General features: G+C 38.5%; 4 protein-coding genes. All 4 read right to left on the reverse strand.

Annotated elements, in window-relative coordinates; genetic code table 11:
* Positions 1-576: 576 nt before the first annotated feature.
* Genes F6K23_RS24815 through F6K23_RS24830 form a run of 4 tightly spaced genes read right to left on the reverse strand, consistent with a single transcriptional unit; the run spans position 577 to position 19439 of the window.
* Positions 577-1176 (reverse strand): hypothetical protein, encoded by a 600-nt coding sequence (locus F6K23_RS24815; protein ID WP_293160763.1) that lies wholly within the window; start codon positions 1174-1176, stop codon positions 577-579.
* Positions 1169-4909: an amino acid adenylation domain-containing protein gene (locus F6K23_RS24820; RefSeq protein ID WP_293160765.1), complete on the reverse strand. Its 3741-nt coding sequence runs from the start codon at positions 4907-4909 to the stop codon at positions 1169-1171. Before F6K23_RS24820 ends, F6K23_RS24815 begins: the two co-directional genes overlap by 8 nt.
* A complete protein-coding gene (locus F6K23_RS24825) occupies positions 4906-10962 on the reverse strand; it encodes an SDR family NAD(P)-dependent oxidoreductase (protein ID WP_293160767.1) in 6057 nt (2018 codons plus the stop codon). Before F6K23_RS24825 ends, F6K23_RS24820 begins: the two co-directional genes overlap by 4 nt.
* Positions 10959-19439 carry a type I polyketide synthase gene (locus tag F6K23_RS24830; protein WP_293160769.1) on the reverse strand — a complete coding sequence of 2827 codons (8481 nt, stop codon included), beginning with the start codon at positions 19437-19439 and terminating at the stop codon, positions 10959-10961. The genes F6K23_RS24825 and F6K23_RS24830 overlap by 4 nt, the downstream gene beginning before the upstream one ends.
* Positions 19440-19559: the final 120 nt, after the last annotated feature.

A 19559-nucleotide genomic window follows, 5' to 3' on the forward strand; every position in this document is an offset into this window, starting at 1 on the left:
CCCTAAAAGGGAGAGGTAATTATCAATTATCCATTATCAATTATCCATTAATGAACTATGTAGGCTAAAAATATTAGCTAATTGTTGAAAGCGATCGCTTTGTTCTTCCCAGAAGGCGATCACTCCACCAATAACCCATCCTTTACTAACCTAACTTTCGGAACTCGCCACTACATCTATAGAACCCATTTGAGATCTATATAATTATGGTAGTCAAGTCTTTTCGCGCATCAATTTTGAGGAAAAATCATATGAAGAAGTATTGAATTTTTTGTATGATCACGAACCCACATCTTCCCTCCTGTCTCCTGTCTCCTGTCTCCTGTCTCCTAGCTAAAAAAACCTGATATTTATGAAGATACCAAATGGGTTCTATACGACTAAAGTCGTTACTACGAACGAGCGGTCTTTGACACTAAAGCCTCAGGTATGATCAAATCTAATCCTTACTCAAACATACCCAAACCAACCTAATGACAACAACCAAACTTGGAGAAGAAGATCAAATAGTCATTCCCCCAGAAGTATGCAATACTCTAAAATGGCAACCAGGCGATCGCCTCAAACTAAAACAGGTTAAGCAACACCTGTATTTTTTTCGATGCAGGCTATTAGTTTTTCGGCTAAAACCCCAACGTTCGGCTCAGTGATCATTGATACATGATCTCCTGGAATCTCATAAATATCGACGGGTTTAGTAGAAAATGAACTCCATCCTAAATCTAGCTCACTCATACTTTGAGGGTAAAAAGATGGTTCCAAAATATCATTACCAGTTAGACATTTAGATACCAAAGTAGCAAGTTTCGTTGAGTCTGAATAAAATTTGTGATTTTCTCTATTGATTCTATTTTTAGAGCAAAACAGAGTAACTTGAACGGGATAAATTTCCTCTGGAAAATAAAAACAGGTAAAATGTGCCTTCATAACACGAATATAACCACGGAGTTGCTTAATTCCATATCCAGGAGGGAAAATATGCATTTTTTGCAGGCGATCGTAAACGTAGTTAAACTGTTCATCTGGAGTCAGTGGTTCCAGTGCTTTATAGTATGCTTCTGCGTCTTCCCCGACTAGATTCTTCTTCAGGAACAAACCTAGTAAAATAGAAATCATAGTTAGCCATAGAGCGTTGTTACTGTCTTCAAAAAGATTTGCTTGACTCTTGTCATCCAATGGTGCAAGAGTATCTATAATTGCTAATAGAGCTACTTCTTGACCCTGTTTTTTTTAACTGTTGAGCCATTTCAAAAGCAACCTTACCACCGAAAGAATGCCCTCCCAAAAAATAGGGACCTTGAGGCTGAATTAATTGTATTTCTCTAATATTGTGAGCAGCGATGTCCTCAACTCGTGTGTAAGGTTCTGATTCTCCATCAAGTCCAATGGATTGCAAACCATAGAACGGTTGGTCTGAACTAAAATATCGAGCTAAGTGAGAATAGTAAATGACGTTGCCTCCACCTCCAGGCACTAAAAATAAAGGAGGCTTAGACCCAAGAGGTTGAATAGGTACAACAGTAGACCAGGTATCAGAATCTACTGAGCGGTCGAGAATATTTGCAAGTTGTTCGATTGTCGGAGCTTTGAATAGGGTGACTAGGGGTAAATTTTTGCCAAAATACTTTTCAATGTTAGCCATTAAACGAACAGCTAAAATGGAATGACCTCCAAGATCAAAGAAATTATCCTGGATGCTCACCTGTTTAATGTTAAGAATATCTTGCCAAATTAAAGCTAAAGTATTTTCTATAGGGGTACGGGGAGCAACAAATTCTTCCGCTTGAAGCAATGTCCGCTCGGGTTTAGGTAAAGCATTGCGGTCTACCTTACCATTAGAATTTAGGGGTATAGCATCTAATATCACAAAAGCAGATGGCACCATATACTCTGGGAATTTATCTTGTAAAAATTGGCGTAGCTTGCTAGTATCAAACGACTTTTCCTTACTAACAAAATAGGCAACTAAACGTTTGTCACCAGGGTTGTCCTCCCTGGCCACGACTACAACTTCTTTCACCCCTGGGTATAAATTGATAACTGCTTCTATTTCTCCTGTTTCTATCCGGTATCCTCGCACTTTTACTTGCTGGTCTATGCGACCTAAAAATTCTATGTTTCCATCTGCTTGATAACGTCCTAAATCTCCTGTTTTATACAGTCTCTCTTCCCCTTCTTTCTTCCACGGATGAGGTATAAATTTTTCCCCTGTCAATTCCTCCCGGTTTAGATAGCCATTGGCAAGAGCACGTCCTCCTATGTATAGTTCTCCACTTACCCCTATCGGCACTGGTTGTAGCTCTCTACTCAGGATATACAGTTCTGCGTTAGCTATTGGCCTACCTATCGGTGGTAGTTTGGCACAACTAGCTATATCTTCTGGTACTGTGTAGGCAGACACTACATGGCTTTCTGACGGTCCATATTGATTTTGTAATCTACACTTGGGCAGTCGCACCATCAACTCTATTATGTCTGGAGTTAACTGCAATTGTTCTCCTGCTGTGATTATTTCTTTGAGTTGTGGTAAATTTTGGCTTTGAACTCCTACTGTGGCTAACTGCTGTAAAGCCACGAATGGTACAAATAACCTGTCTACCCTATTGTCCCTGAGAAATTCTATTAAAGCTACTGGGTCGCGCCTGATTTCTGAAGATACTAATACTAGAGTCCCACCTGAACACCAAGTGGAGAAAATTTCTTGGAAGGATACATCAAAACTTATCGGTGCAAATTGTAGGGTTTTCTCTGTTGGACCGACCATGGCTGTCTGCTGTTGCCACTGTATCAGGTTCACTAAAGCTTGTTGACCCATGGCTACTCCTTTTGGTTTTCCTGTGGAACCAGAGGTATATATTACGTAGCCTAGGTTTGAAGGTTTGACTTCATTGCTCAATTCTCTTGTGCCACAATCTGTGTTTTGATTCCAATCACTATCGACACAGATGATTTTACATGGATGTTCTGGTAAAGATTTCACTAATGATTCTTGAGTTAGCAAAATGGATACTTTGGCATCCCCTAGCATATAAGCTAAACGTTCTGCTGGATAGCTGGGGTCTAATGGCACATAAGCTCCTCCTGCTTTGAGTATCGCTAATAAACTGATTACCATCTCTAGTGAACGCTGGATACAAATGCCTACTAGCACGTCTGGTTTTACTCCCAACTGTTGCAAGTGGTGAGCTAGTTGGTTGGCTTTGCTATCTAATTGAGAGTATGTTAGCTGTTTTCCTTCAAATTCTACTGCTACTGCTGAAGGTGTTTTTTCTACCTGAGCTGTTAATAATTCATGGATACATTTGTCGCGAGGATAGTCTGTTTTTGTATTGTTCCATTCTACTAGTAACTGTTGTTGTTCTTTGACGGTGAGTAATAACAGTAAGCTAATGGGTTGTTCTGGTTCCTTAACTATTTCCTCCAATAATGTTTGATAGTGTGACAGCATACCTTTAATTGTATCTGCCTTAAATAAGTCTCGGTTATATGTACACCATACCTTTAATTGTTCTTCTTCCTGCCACAGATGTAACTCCAAATCCATCCGTACTGTCTTCTCAACTCCAGCCATTGGATATAAACTCATTTCTAAGTTTGGCAGGCTAAAGCTTGATACCAATGCCTCAGCTTGCTGAAACCCAAACATCACTTGAAATAGAGGATTATGCTGCAAAGAACGCTCTGGTTGCAATTCCTCTACCAATTTCTCAAAGGGTATATCTTGGTGACTATAAGCTTCTATTGCTGTCTGCCGAACTCTATTCAATACTTCTAGGAAACTAGGTTCTCCCTCAAGGTTTGTGTACATCACTAGAGAATTAACAAAAAAACCAATCAACCCCTGAATTTCTTGGCGGGTACGGTTGGCGATCGGCGAACCAACTACTATCTTTTCCTGACCACTATAACGATATAGTAACACTTGAAAAGCTGCCAACAAAGTTATAAATGGAGTCACGCCTTGCTGCTGACTAAGTTCGTTTAATTTTGCTGTCAGTTTTGCTGATAAGTTGAATATTTGCTCCTCACCCCGAAATGTTTGTCTCGCAGGTCGGGGATAATCTGTTGGTAGTTGCAGTTGAGGGATATCTCTGAGTTTTTGCTTCCAATAGTCTAGTTGTGTTTGCATAGCTGACCCTTGCAACCAGTTTCGTTGCCAAATAGCGAAGTCAGCATATTGCACTGGTAGTTCTTGCAATGCTAATTGTTGGTCTGTGACTAGAGCTTGATAACAAGCTGCAAGTTCTTCTGCAAATACTTTCATCGACCAACCATCTGCAGCAATATGATGTAATATTACTACCAGGATATGTTCGTTTTTACCAAGCTTGAAAATCTTTGCTCGTATTGGCGGGTCTTGTTCTATATTAAACTGCTGCTGATTTTCCTGTTGAAGTAACTGTAGGAGTTTAGTGTTCTGTGGAGATGATGTCAACCCACTCAAGTCTACTATTGGCAGTTCTAGTTCATAAGAAGAATGGATTACTTGTACGGGAGCATCATTAATTTCCTTAAATGTAGTTCTGAGAGTTTCGTGACGAACTATTAGCTGGTTAAGACTCCGCTTTAGAGCTTCTAGCTGTAGTTCACCTCTTAGATGCAACGTTAATGGCATATTGTAGGCGTTGCTGACTATGCCAAATTGTTCTAAAATCCACAATCGTTGCTGGGCAAATGATAATGTGGGAAAATTACCGCTTCGCTCTATAGGTTTGAGTGGAAGTTCATCATCATCTAAATTAGCTTGTTGTAAAAAAGTGATAATTTCTTGCTTACGCTCGGTTAGTTGAGTACGTAGTTCTGATGTCAAAACTCCCTCTGGAGCCTTACAACGTAATCTCCCATCCTCAACCCAGAGCTTAACATCTTGATTAACCAGTTCTGATAAAAAATTCTCTAGTGTTTTCAAAGCTCAATTTCCTCCCATTTTTCTTGATCGTTAGAAACAGTTTGTAGTTGTTTAGCTAAAGACAATGGACTATTGCGGTTAGCCTCTATTTCAGTGCTTAACTCAGCAACAGTTGGATTTTCAAACAATTTGCCTAAAGGTAACTTCACATTCAAAGTTTCTCGCACTTGGAAAACTACTTGAGTCATCTTCATAGAGTCACCCCTCAACTCAAAGAAGTTATCGTGAATACCCACACTAGAGATGCTCAAAACTTCCTGAAAAATAGCCACAAGCTGACGCTCCGTTTGATTTCTGGGTTGAGTCTGTTGGCGATCACTAGAACTGCCACTACCTAGCAACCTGCCTCGATCTATTTCTCCAGTCTCAGTTTCTGGCATTTGTTCCAGTTGCACCCACTGGCAATGAGTCAATTGACCAAAGCGATCACGCACCTGCCACTCTGGTAGCAAAATTTTAGCCCATTCATCAGTTTTATTAACTGTTGTCAAATATCCCGTCAACTGTTGTAAATTTTCACATTCCCCACAATAGTTTTTAATCAGAGGTTTACTACCATCCAAACCTACCATAAGATGATTCTCACCATGACCTAAAGCAGCTAACAAAGAATACATCCCTTGTAATGGTGAAATTCCATAGTAACCCTTGGCACGACTGAGTTCTTTCATTTGATAACCTTGACTCATACCCGTCTCATCCCACATACTCCATGCCAAGCAATAGCTTTGTAGATTACTATGAGTTCTTTGATAATCACAGAAAGATGTTTGAAAACTATGAGCTGCGGCATAAGCACCCACACTTGCTCCCCCAAAGAAACCATTCACTGAAGCAAAATGGATGAATAAAGCATCGTCATTCTCTTTGAGCAATTGATGCAATACCCAACTACCCAATACTTTCGGTCGCAATACTTTTGCTACAGTTGCTTGGGTTTCTGCCAATAGCAGTTGCTCCTCTAAAACTCCAGCTAAATGAATTACTCCATCTAACTTGCCTCCCCATTTTGATAGCGCTTCAGTTACTATCTGTTGCAACTGAGATAAATTACAGATATCTACAGCTTGATAAGTGAGTGTCCCTAACTGCTGTAATTTTTGATATGCCTGAATTTTTTCTGAAATCCTATCCCCTGTTGCTGTTGCTGCCAGAATATTTTTATCTGGTAGGGGGGTTCTACCCACTAAGATTACTTTTGCTTGGTAATGCTCTAACAGATATTTGGCAACTTCTCTACCTATTCCTCCTAAACCTCCACTCAGCAGATAAATACCACCTTGCTTAAAAGGTAATTGTTTTCGGAGTTTTGCTGCCAAATTCACTGGTTCTATACCAGACACAAAGCGTTTTCCTTCTCGGTATGCTACTTCTGCTGCTGGAGAAACATCAAGCAATTCTTGCCATAAGTAACTACCATTTATCTTCACCGCTGCTACAGGTAAATCAATGTGACGACACCTTAACCATGGTATTTCCTGGGGTATACTTTTCAGTAAGCCTAAGACTGTGGATTTTTCATAAGCTATTTTATCTGTTGGTAAGACTGAATGACTATGACTGCTAACATATACTAACTGTACCTGATGTTCGCTGCCTTGAATTTTTTCTAGTTCTTGAATTAAATATAATAAACTATAAATTCCTTGGTTATAGGATTTTTCTAGACTTTCTATACTGTTAATTTCTCCGGTGTACTCTTGATAATTACTTATATGTAATATCCTACTAATAGGTATTTTTGTAACTGCTATAGACTCAAATAATTGTTGATAATTTTTGAAGTTTTCTGGAGCAATAGTATAGTTGCGATCGCTAAATTGAACATATTCTGAACCCAAAGAAACTAAAACCGTTTTTTGATTACACTGTTCTAATTTTTCCGACAAAAAACTTCCTAATCCTAAGTTATCAGTAAAGATTAAAGTTATACCTATTTGAGTCTGAATAGGAAAAATACTAGCTTCTTTCTGTCGCCAATTTTGGCAGTAAAACCAGTTTGGTATTGTCTTATTATTCTCTAGTAAAATATCAATTTTTTTGATCGTTTCTTGGTATTCCTTATCCAAGAGCATCTTTTTCAGTCTTCCACGTTGAATTTTACCACTTGTTGTCTTGGGAAATTCCGCTGTAGATATCGGTATTATATGAACAGGAGCAATTCCTATTTGAGATGATATTTCTCCCCGAATTGTTTTGATTAATTCTATATTATCTTCTAGTTTCGGCTGTTTTGGCGTGAAGAAAATCGATAATCCTTCTGTACCAGTTTCTTGTTGATAAAAACTTATTGCTCCTGCAAAAGTTGGTTCTACTCCCTCTACATTATTAACTATATCCTCAATTTCGTAGCAATAATAGTTAACTCCATTGATAATAATTAACTCTTTTTCTCGACCTGTTAATACCAGTTTTCCATCCAGGATAAAACCCAAATCTCCACTATTAAACCAGCCATCTCCGACAAAAGCTTCCAAATTTGCTTGAGGATTATTTAGGTAACCTGGAGTTACTACTTTTCCTTTGATTTGGAATCGACCAATCACACCTTCTGGTAATAGTTTATTGTTCTCATCAGTAATACGAATTTGAACTCCTGGTACAGGACTCCCTAAATCTATGAATTCTATTACATCTGTATCAGTTGCTTCCCCTTTAACCAACTTTCCCCCAATGGATGATTTTCGGATGGGATGGATGCCTGATTCACAATCAAACTGATTTTGGTAAGTCATACAGGTACAGACTTCTGCCATGCCAAAAGCTGGCTGCATTGCTTGAGAAGGTACTCCAAATGAAGCCACTGATTTTAAAAATTCTCGAACTACTTTGGGAGTTACTTGTTCTCCTGCATTCATAAAGAATTTCACTGAAGACAAATCCCAACTTAAATGAGGTACTTTTGAGATCGTATCACTTACTAACTTGAATCCAAAATTTGGCGTCCAGGTATGGGAAACTCGATATTTTTCTATTAAATCTAACCAAATAGTCGGATTTGCTAACACCACATCTGTTGCCACTTCTATTTGCTGACACCCTAGATAAGTATTTTTGAAGTGACTGGTAAGAATGGGAACTACATGATCTACTGGCAACCAATTCAGAGAAATATCTTCTGCTTGATATCCATTAAATTGTTGAGCTGCATGAATATGAGTGATAATTCCTTGATGAGTTTCTTGAATGCATTTTGGTACTCCTGTGCTACCTGAAGTTAATTGTAAGAAAGCCACATCATCAGGCTGACTATGGTAAATTTCTTGGGTAGCTGGATAATTTCTCATCTTTTGTACCGACAAAACCTGTACTCCTGACATTGGTAGTATTTCTGGCAGATTTTGCAGTTGTTCCAGAAGAGATTCACTGGCTAATATTGCTGGATGTTCTAGTAGTTCCCAGGTATTGTATAATTTTTTGACTACAGCATTTTGTTGTTGATAAGTTTTGGCTACAGCTACGGTGACTGGTTGAATTCCACCTAGAATACATCCCCAGAGTGCAGAAAAATAGTTTCGCAGGCATTCAATTTGCAGTATGATTCTGTCTCCTGCTTTTAAACCTTGGTTATGCAAACCGTTCAATATACATTTTGCTTCTGTCAACAAACTACTATAAGTTTGAGATACTTGTTGTTTATCGGAGAGGATATAGACTATTTCTTTGTGTTGATATTGAGTTGCTGTTTGAATTAGAGCTTCAGTTAAGGTTAAAACTGCATCTTCTGGAATTGTTAATTGACCTCCATCAATGAAAGCAGATATATCTGTTCCTTGGTGTTCTGGTTGAGATGTTACTTTTACTTCAGATGAAACTTTGTTTATTGTAGCTGAGGAGTTTACTTTTATTTTTTCTTCAGGAAGTAAATCTAATATATGAAGTGGTGGTATTACTTGGCTTGGCTTCGGCAATACCACTACTGCTGCTTTTTCTATTTGTGGATGAGAGGTTACTTTTTCTTCCCATTTGTCTCTTAACTGGGAATCTATTACTTCCAAACTTGCTAAAGTTTTTTCGTCTATTTGCCCTGATGCTGTTAGGGGTAATGCTGATACCTGTACATAATCATCCGGCTGCATATTCCTTGGTAACTGTAATTTTAGTTGAGCCAGAATTGATTCTGTGGATAAAGCTTTTGATACTTCTAGATAAGCTACTAGCTGTTCCTCTCTTACTAATACATGGCAGTCTTTTACTTCTGGATGCGATCGTAAAGCAATTTCAATTTCTTCAAGATTAATTCGCTTCCCTTTTACTCTTACTAACTTATGAATATTACCCTTCCATTCCAGGAAACCATTTGGTAATCTCCTACCCCACTGTTGGGTTGTTCTTATTAGACCTAGTTGGGGATGTTCGTAGATATCACAAGAATTTACAAGTCCCTCCGATGCAGCTATATATATTTCTCCATCTACACCAACCGGAGTTAGTTGTTTTTTACCATCCAGGACATAAAAAGGTAAGTTATCTGACCACAATGGAGAAATACAATTGTTATTGTCTGAGTTTTGACTTATTTCTAATAGCTGCTGTTGTGCTGCTACCGTTAACAATGGTAATTGAGCTACTCTTTGTTCTGGATTAGTTGCAATCTCTTCTAACAATGTTTGGACATGACCTAACCAACGCTTAATCGTCGCATCTTCAAATAAAGCCTGATTATAATCTAAATTGAACAACAATTCATCTTCTGTTTCTGTAATATCCAGAACCATATCGTAGGGAACAAACTTTTTAGGAATTGGTATCAACTTAGTTTTCAATCCATATAGATTTGGCCTACTTCTCATGCGGTCTAGGTTAAATAATGTTGATACTAAAATCGGTCTACTTAGGTCTCTCTCAAGATTAAGTTTACTCAATAATTGCGGAAATGGATAGTCTTGATTTTGATAATCCTCTAGTAAAATTCCCCTGATTTTGATTAAAAATTCTGAAAAAGTCAGAGACTCATCAATATTACTCCTAATGGGCAACACATTATTGCAGTAACCTATCATATTTTCACTTCCTGCCAAACCACGCCCTCTTGCTGGAGTACCTACTACTATATCTATATCGCCTGTAAGTTTACTTAAGAAAATTTTATAGATTGCCAGAAGGGACATAAACAGGGTACAACCTTTCTGCTTACTAACTTTTTTTATTTGTTCAAGCAACTTACCATCTAACTTGAGAGTTTGTCTACTACCCCTATAAGTCATTATTGGTGGACGTTGGCGATCCCTAGGCAAATCCAGAACTGGAATTGAACCAGAAAATTTATTTAACCAGTATAGTTCGCTACCAGCCATTTCCTCTGTCTGGCTAATTTGATTTTGCCACTCTATATATTCTCTAAATTGCATCGGTTTTTCTAATTGGCAGACTTTCTCTTCACATTGGGCTGAGTAAAAAGCTGCTATTTCCTGGAGAATTATTTCTATGGACAAACCATCATTAATAATATGATGAATTCTTAAAACTAGCCGATGCAGTTTCTCTTCTAATTTCAGAATATAAACTCGCCATAGAGGAGCTTCCTCAAGATTAAATGGTTTTTGAATTTCTCCCTCCAGCCATTCTGTAACTTGAGCCTCGCGATCGCTAACTGACAAGTCTGAGAAATTAATCAAGGGAACCTCGATTTTTACCTCCGGTAAAACTTCCTGAAAATCTCCCTCAGAAGATATTCTTGTCCTTAGAGCTTCATGACGTTCTACAATCTTTTTGATTGCTTGCTCCATTGCATTGATATTAAATATTCCCTCCAACTGTAGACACACTTGGTCAATATAAGCTTGTTTACTATTCTCATCAACCTGGTCTAAAAACCAAAATTGTTTTTGAGCTTCAGTCAGAGGAACAATTACTGGCTGCAACCTTGGAGTTTCCTGAAATTCAATTTGGGGGAGCAACTGTAAAATCTCTGTTTTATGTTGCTTTAATGTCGCTAATATTGAGTCTGTTAACTTGTCTTTGGGAGCATCATAGAATAGTTGTCCATTTTCACTCCAAAGTTGCCAACCTTGATGATGAATATCTTGTAAAAACTCAACTAAATTCTTCATAATGCACCTCTCACTCGCTCAGTTTGTTTGACATTAATTTGGGAAATTTGCTGATTCTTTTTTTGGAAAAAACCACCATCACGCATTTCTGATATGCTTTCTTTTACAGCATAAATAATATAATCAATATCTTCATCTGTATGAGCTGTGGAAATAAAACAAGCTGGTCCATTTCTTCCTTCCCACATATAAACACCCTTTTCAATTAGTTTATAGAACAGTAGATCCAATCCTATTGGTTGAGATTTATAGCTATAATTACCAGATGGAACAAACCTAAATACAGAGCCAAAATTCACCATTTTAATTGGTACATCTTCTTGTTCAAAATAAGCATTTAGTGATGTTATTAACTTTGAAGTACGTTGATTTAGATTTTCTTGTAATGCTAATCCTTGAGTCTTTAAATGTTGCATAACTGCTCGCGCCGCAGACATACTCAAGGGATTTTTGTTAAAAGTGCCAGCGAAAAATGTCTGTAGTTTTTGAGGATAAGAGTCATCTCCATAGTTCCAATAACCACCATCAATGCCATTCATATAAACTGCTTTACCAGCAATTATTCCAATTGGTGTTCCACCACCCACACACTTACCGTAGGTAACAATGTCTGCATCAATGCCAAACCAACCTTGGGAACCCTTCTGATGAACACGAAAACCAGTCACTACTTCATCAAAAATTAGGGGAATATTAGCTTTTTTAGTAAATTGTCTCAGTTGTTGCAAAAATTCTTTTGGCTGTAAATCTATTCGGCGAGTTTGCACGGGTTCAACTATAACAGCAGCTAATTCATGGGCATAAGTTTTAATAATTTCTAGAGATTTAGCTGTACCGTAAGTAAGAACTATAACGTCATCAACCATACGTTGCAGTATCCCTGGCAGCACAGGGCTAGATTTTATCTCCTCATTGGCTGCTGCCATAGCTAAAACACCATCAAATTGACCGTGATAAGAATCATCAAAAATCACAATTTTGTCACGACCGGTAGCTAGTCTTGCTAAACGCAATGCAGTCATCACTGATTCTGTGCCAGAATTACAGAATGCAACTCGTTCCATACCTGTTAGTTCGTGAATTAATTGTGCTACTTCCCCTGCCAGTTTAGCTTGTGGATCAATTTGAATTCCTTGCTTTAACTGATTTTGTAGAGCTTCAATAATAAACTGTGGTTGATGACCAAACAGATGTACGCCAAACCCCATGCAAATATCTATGTATTCATTACCATCAATATCCCACATCCTAGACCCTTTAGAAGACTCTCCAATAATAGGATATTTCATCTCTTTGAGTTCAATACGAAACCCTACTGCCGATCTTTTATCGGCCATAACTGAGCGACAATCTAAGGCTCTTTGCTTAGATTTTTGAGTTTTCCTAGTATAAGTAGAAATAAATTTCTCTAAGTAACTCTTTTGCTGTTCGCTCAAAGATACTTTGCTGGGAGAAGTTGTCGGATATATTCTTTCTTTTGTCTTATTTTTCGAGTCTGCTTGAGCAATAATCACTGCTTCTTTAGATAAAGCTGTTGATGTTCCCTCAATCTCAGGAATAATGACAACTTCAGCAAAACCATTTTTACTTAGGAATTGCTCCCACTTGGATTTACTTAGTAAGGGATAATTAGGGCGTAAGTCTAAATCGCTGAATTTTTGCCATCCTTCTAATAGCCCAAAGATTAAATCCAACCATCTCTGAGGAGTTGTCTTTTCCCACAAAACTAACATTCCCCCTGGTGCTAATAGTTGTCGCACATGGGATAAAGTCTCACTCATAGAAGTAGTAGCATGAAGCACATTAGCAGCAATAATCACATCGTAACTGTGAGACTCAAATCCTTGATTAGCTGGGTTCTTCTCAATATCTAAAGTTTGATAAAGCACATAAGAATAATCTCTGAATTTTTCTTTAGCTCTGACATTGAAAAATCCTCCTATATCCGTAAATACATATTCGGTTTGGCTAGGATTGAGATGAGGCAAAATATAACTTGTAGTTCCTCCAGTACCTGCGCCTATCTCCAAAAATCTTACTCCATGATTTGCTGGTAACTGCTCTATACCTGTAGCGATCGCTTTTTGAATAATATTATTCATCACCTGAGCAGGAGGAGATTCTTGATAGAGTTTGGTTGCGGTAGTTAAGTCTCCTTCTGGAAAAAGCAGTTGTATTGGATTTAATTTCCCTTGCAGTACCCTGCTCAGTTGAGAAGCGCAGCGATGAAGCAGGGTAAGTTCAGCTTGAGCATTGGGATATTGACTCAACAACTTCTGACTTTTCTCTTCTGGGTTAGCTCCCTCTAGAGTTTGCACCATTTGCCACTGCTTTGGGGTTGACCGCAAGATTCCTACTTCTGCTAGTATCTCTAACAGACGCTTGAACAATCGCTGCTGGTCACTAACTACACCTAAGTTTTGGGCTGCTGATTCTGTAGAAAAGCTTTCTCCTGGTTGGTAAGACCAGCCAATTTCTTGTAGTGCCTGCACTATATAATCTACACTTAAATTTTCTAACTCAGTTGGTATTTCCCCGTAACTATCTAAATCTGCCTGAACTATTAATTCTGGCAAAATTGAATTGAGTTGCTGCTCAATTTCTACTGGGGTTCGTAAATAATCCCTTGGTGGTAATTTATCAAAACTAACAGTTGAACTTTCTTGTGTAAGTTTACCAGATGATTGGACAGATTTTGATTTTGCTTCTACTGTAGGAGTAAAATTTTCTCTATTAAATATCTGATTGACTTTTTGTTGTGGATTTTTGTTAATATAATCATCTAATACCTGTTGTTCACTGTTCAATACATATTGGTTGCCTTGCAAAACTTCTAACTGCTTAGACATAACCTGGAGTTGCTGCTCCATAATTCTTTCAATAGCAGTTGTTGCTCTTGGCATTTCAGATTTTACAGGTGCTAAGTTTTCCTGAGATGGAAGTGGTTGTATCAAAGGAATTTTTACTGATTGCGGTATGGGTGATCGCTTCTCAGCAGTCTCTTTTTCATCGGACTCTGGCGGTAAATTTTTATCTATATACTCGGCTAAATTAGCTACCGTTGTTAATTCTTCAAAAAATTGGCGAATAGTAATATTTATTCCATAGTTTTTTTCTATCTTCCTTCCTGCTGCCATTAAAGTCAGGGAATCAGCTCCCAACTCCAACAGTTGATTATGAATATCTATTTGTGATGATTCTTCAAAACCTAACTCCTTGGCTATAATTTGACAAATTTCTGCTACAATTTTCTCTCGGCGTTTGTATGTTTCTGTTGGTATTTTCATTTGCATAAATTCATTTTTTTCCTGAATTAGTAAGGTGTTTTGCTCTAAATTTGTTCTTTTCTCTTCACTCCAAGAATCAATTGTTGGAGCATAATCGTTTTTGATTGATTTAGTTTCTACTTGTTTTAGTCCATTATTTTGAATATCCAACCAATACCGTTGCCTCTGGAATGGATAAGTTGGCAACACTACTTTCTGATCAGGATAATCTTTGTGAAACCCTAACCAATCTATCTTGATCCCTTTCACATATAACTGCCCCAAACTCTCAAACATCTGCTGCAAATCTTCTTTTGGCGGACGCAAAGAAGGCAACCATAAACCCACATCCCCAGGCAAACATTGCCTTCCCATGCCCAATAATATTGGTTTTGGTCCGATTTCCAAGAACATTTCATATCCTTGCTCATACAGAATTTTCATACTATCGGCAAACCTAACTGGTTGTCGGACATGACTTACCCAATATTCAGCTTTAGTGATTTCCACACCCACTTTTTGACCAGTTAAATTTGATACAAGTGGTATTTTAGGTTGATTATAGGTTACTTCTTTGGCTACTACTTCAAATTCTGTTAATATCGGTTCCATCAATGGGGAATGAAAAGCATGGGAAACCTTTAAACGCTTAGTCTTTACTCCTATGGTCTCTAACTTACCGCAAATAGTTACTATGGCTTCACTCTCACCAGAAATTACTATACTTTCCGGTCCATTTATAGCTGCTATTGTCACTTGTGAACTGTAGTCCCCTATGACTTCTGTCACCTGAGATTCTGAGGCCATTACTGACACCATCTCTCCACCAGGAGGTAACTGCTGCATTAACCGTCCCCGCATCGCTATTAATTTTAGACCCTCTTCTAGACTAAACACTCCTGCTACTGTTGCTGCTACATATTCACCCACACTATGACCCATGACTACATCTGGCTTTATTCCCCAGGATTCCCATAACTTAGCCAAAGCATATTCTATGGCAAACAGAGCAGGTTGAGTATAAGCAGTCTCAGCCAATAACGACTCACTATCTCCAAAAATCACGTCTAGTAGCGATCGCTCTAATTTTCCTCTCAACAAAGTATCACATCTTTCCAACTCCTGGCGAAATAAGGGTTGTGTCTCATAAAGCTGACGCCCCATTCCTAGATATTGAGAACCCTGCCCCGTAAACAGAAAGGCTACTTTCACCGCCTCTTCTTTGGTTTGACCACCAATTCCCTCTATTCCAGACTCAAAATCATGTAACTGTTCTGCGATTTTTACCACAGACTCTCCCACCACAGCCAAACGATGCTTTAGCTGCGCTCTACCTATATTGGCACTAAAGCTCACATCTGACAAAGCCAAACCAGAGTTCTCCTCTAGGAAATTAGCATACTTTCTCCTCAGTTTTAGCAAAGCTGATTCTGAGTTGGCTGAAAGGGTAAGAATGTGAATCGGCCGTTCTACTTTTGAATTTTGACTTTCTAGCCCAGCTTTCCCTTGTGCCTGTGGTCGATACAGAGTCTCATTGTTTTTCACTTCAACTGGAGCTTCTTGCACAATCACATGAGCATTTGTACCACTAAATCCAAATGAACTCACTCCTGCTAACCGAGGCTTAACAGCCTCCTCTATTCTCCATTCTCTGTTCTCAGTCGGAATCACTAAGGGCATCTTATCCAGTCTAATTTCTGGATTCAGTTGCTGAAAATGTAAGTGACGGGGAATCCTTTGATGTTGCATTGACAAAATTACTTTCATTAATCCAGCCATACCTGCAGCAGCTTCGGTATGCCCAATATTTGTCTTGACTGAACTCACTATCAATGGATTATTTAACTCTCGCCCTTCTCCATACACTGCTTCTAAGGCTTTCAACTCCACTGGGTCTCCTAAAGCTGTTCCAGTGCCATGTGCTTCTATATATTGCACATCATCAGGTGATACTCCAGCTTCATCTAAAGCCTTTCTCAGCAAATCCGACTGAGCTTGCCTATTAGGAGCGGTCAACCCATTACTTGATCCATCCTGGTTGATAGCACTGCCCCTCACAATCGCTAGAATTTTATCTCCATCTTCTATCGCTAAACTCAGAGGCTTTAGTACCACTACCCCACATCCCTCACTCCGGACATAACCATTTGCTGCTGCGTCAAAAGTTTTGCAACGTCCATCGGGAGAAAGCATACCTGCCTGGGAATAAGTCAGACTCAATTCTGGAGATAGCATCAGATTTACTCCTGCAGCTAAAGCCAGATTACATTCCCCCTTCAACAAACTTTGAGTTGCTAGATGTAGTGCTACTAAGGAACTTGAACAAGCAGTGTCCACACACAGAGTCGGCCCTTGTACTCCTAAAAAATAAGCTAGACGACCTGCTGCTACTGATGATGAGTTACCTGTGCTAAAATAAGCTCCCAACTTATTCGGTTGATTTTGTTTGACCATGAGTAGTTCATAGTCATGAGAAATCATACCTACAAACACTCCTGTCTGTGTACCTACTAATGAATCTGGAGCTATTCCTGCTCTTTCCAACGCTTGCCAACTTTCTTCCAGTAAGATACGATGCTGAGGATCTGTACCGCTCGCTTCTCGTGGAGACATATGAAACAATGGGGCATCAAAATACTCTACCTGGTCTAAAAAACCACCAAACCGACTTCCATTTAGCTCTGCTCCGTTAAGCTCTACACAATAATTGTCTACATCCCACCTAGTTTTTGGTACTTGTGCGATCGCGTCTCTGCCCTCAGATAATAACTGCCAAAAATCTTCCGGGTTATTGACTCCTCCAGGAAATCTGCAAGCCATACCAATAATTGCTACTCCTGACTCAGGCAGCACCTGGCTGCTATTAGCTGCCTGCTCTACCTGTGGAATAGTTTGGCTATTAATCTTGAGTTTCTGGGAGCTTTCATCTGTTTTGACTACTAATTGTTGAGCTGGTGTTGAAGGGAAATTCAATTGCTGATTAAAATATCCCCCTAGAGCTACTGCTGTGCTATAGTCGAAGAATATTGTTGAATCCAATTTTATGCCTAAACCCTTTTCTAGTAAGCTTCTGAGTTCTAGTAAATCTAAAGAGTCTAAACCCATCTCTCTGATTGGTCGGTTGTATGAAAAAGCTGAACTCCGTTTTTTACCAAGCAGTTTTTTAATTGAGTTCTCTATCAATACTAAAACATCCTTCACTTTTTCTGCTTCCACCTTTTGAATAGGGAACTCTACTTCTGTTTTCTTCTCTTCTAATTGCTCGCTTAGTTCATATTTAATCAGTACACCACTCCCTTGATTATCTAAATCCTCTGGCCTATAGTTGGGTACAATACCTACTATTGATGCACCTCCTTCTACATGGAACCTCAGTATGGGGTCTAATACTTCTCCTGTATCATTGCATTTTTCTATATATTCTCTCATTGACATCTGAGAATGATTGTGATATTCTTTGCAACGAGTTACTCCCGCTACCCCCTCTATACCTCCCTTTAAGGCTGCCCATTGCAGTGTGAATTTTCGGAACTCGTCTGCCCATCCTCTTCCTTGTATCTGAGGATGGATATTCAGATTCAAAAATTGCAGCACTTCTCCATCTGGTGTCCTCAGAGAGCCTAAATTCTTAAATTTTGATGATTTGAGGCTTTCTATATTTTCTATCCTTTGTGTGTAAATTACCCCTACTACTTCTTTATCTACTTCTAATACTAAGTGGTTTTTGGGTGAGTCTTTAATTCGTTGCTCTATTAAACTCTTTGAACATTGCAAATGTGGCTCCCAGCATTGCTTCTCGAGATTCATTAAGGCTGAAATATCTTCTAGTTGTGGATGCCTAATTGTGTAGCTTCTCTTTTCAAAATTATTTAACGTGATCCGGGTAAATGGAAATACTCTAGGATATTTTCGGAAAAATTGGGTCTTAGGAAATAAACCTACCTCTGCTGCTGCCATTAAGAACACATCTGCTTCTACTAAATGTTGCATTGAGAAAGCATGATAAGCATCAAAATGTAGAGATTCACTTTCATCTAAATATTTTTTAACTATTCCTGGTGTTAAACTGTGTACTTCTAAAAGCAATAATCCATGTCTAGTTACTATTGATGACCATCTTTCTAGATGTTCTACTAAACTTTGTACTGCTATGTGAGGGGGTATTAGTTTGCCTTCAGTATCTACATCTACTACTTGATAATCTAAGTGAGACCGTGCTTCTGCTTTTTCTCTGTCTTGGGGAGCTATAAATGGTCGGTCATGGTCTAGAAATGAACGAATATGTAATACTTTTTCTGGCTCTATTCCTTGTGCTTTTAGTTGCTCTAATAATTTTTCTGGTGCTCCTATATCTCCTGGAATCACTAGATGGGGAATCTCTGCTAAATTTTTATCTGTGACATCTAATGCTTCTTGATTGTAGTCTGCTCCTACCATGATGATAGGATATTCTGTTAAGACTTTTCCCCTAGCACAAAATTGTTTGATGATTTTATATATTCGTTTAAGTAAAGTTCCATCCCCACAACCCATATCTACTATATAGCTTGGTTGCTCTTCTATTGGCTGTTGGTTAAATATAGATATAATTATTTCATCTGTGTCGGCAAAAAACTTTTCGTGTTGAAAGCCACTTGCTACTACATTTAATGTTCTATCTAGATGTCTTTCGTTTTTTGTATTGTCTCTTTCAAATACTTTCTGAGGATTTCCAAATAGCAATTCTTTCATCTGTGACAGCATAGGAGCATAAGATGCTGTTGTTCCTACGTTTAAGGCTCTGTCACTCATAAATCTACCTATATCTGTTAAATATAGCCCTTCTGTTTTTTCTTCTGCCCATCCTAAATTGATGAATAGTGTAGATAATTCTTGTTGGACTGAATCTTTTAATGTGTTGAATAATTTCTTTGATTCATGTAGTAAGTTTTGCTTCTTGAGTTCTAGTAGCAGGGGGATGACTAATACTCCATCCAATAAATCACTGAGTAAGGAGTTTTCTGTATCCCATCTTCGAGATGAACGATTAATCCAACTGCTGATTCCTGTTTCTACTTCTCCTTTTAAATACAACTCAAATGGATACTTATATAAGCTCATCAGAGCTTTGGGGATGATTTGATATTGTTGACTTTGTTCTGTTAATATGTATTCTTCTGTTTGAGAGCGATACAAGAATGATAGTGACTCTAGCAGTCGCAGAGCCACCATTAAATGTCCACTATTGGCTCCCGACTACCCAACTGCTTCTCAAAAGTGTCCCATCTCCAAGTTGAGTCTAGAGTCAGAGTATACTATGCTGCTGATTAGCTATTTCCTAGTTATCATTAA

The sequence above is a fragment of the Okeania sp. SIO2C9 genome, from assembly GCF_010672455.1.
GTDB lineage: Bacteria > Cyanobacteriota > Cyanobacteriia > Cyanobacteriales > Microcoleaceae > Okeania.

Coding starts and splice junctions, on each gene's coding strand:
- F6K23_RS24825 (WP_293160767.1), bottom strand. CDS start 10,962: ATGAAGAATTTAGTTGAGTTTTTACAAGATATTCATCATCAAGGTTGG.
- F6K23_RS24830 (WP_293160769.1), bottom strand. CDS start 19,439: ATGGTGGCTCTGCGACTGCTAGAGTCACTATCATTCTTGTATCGCTCT.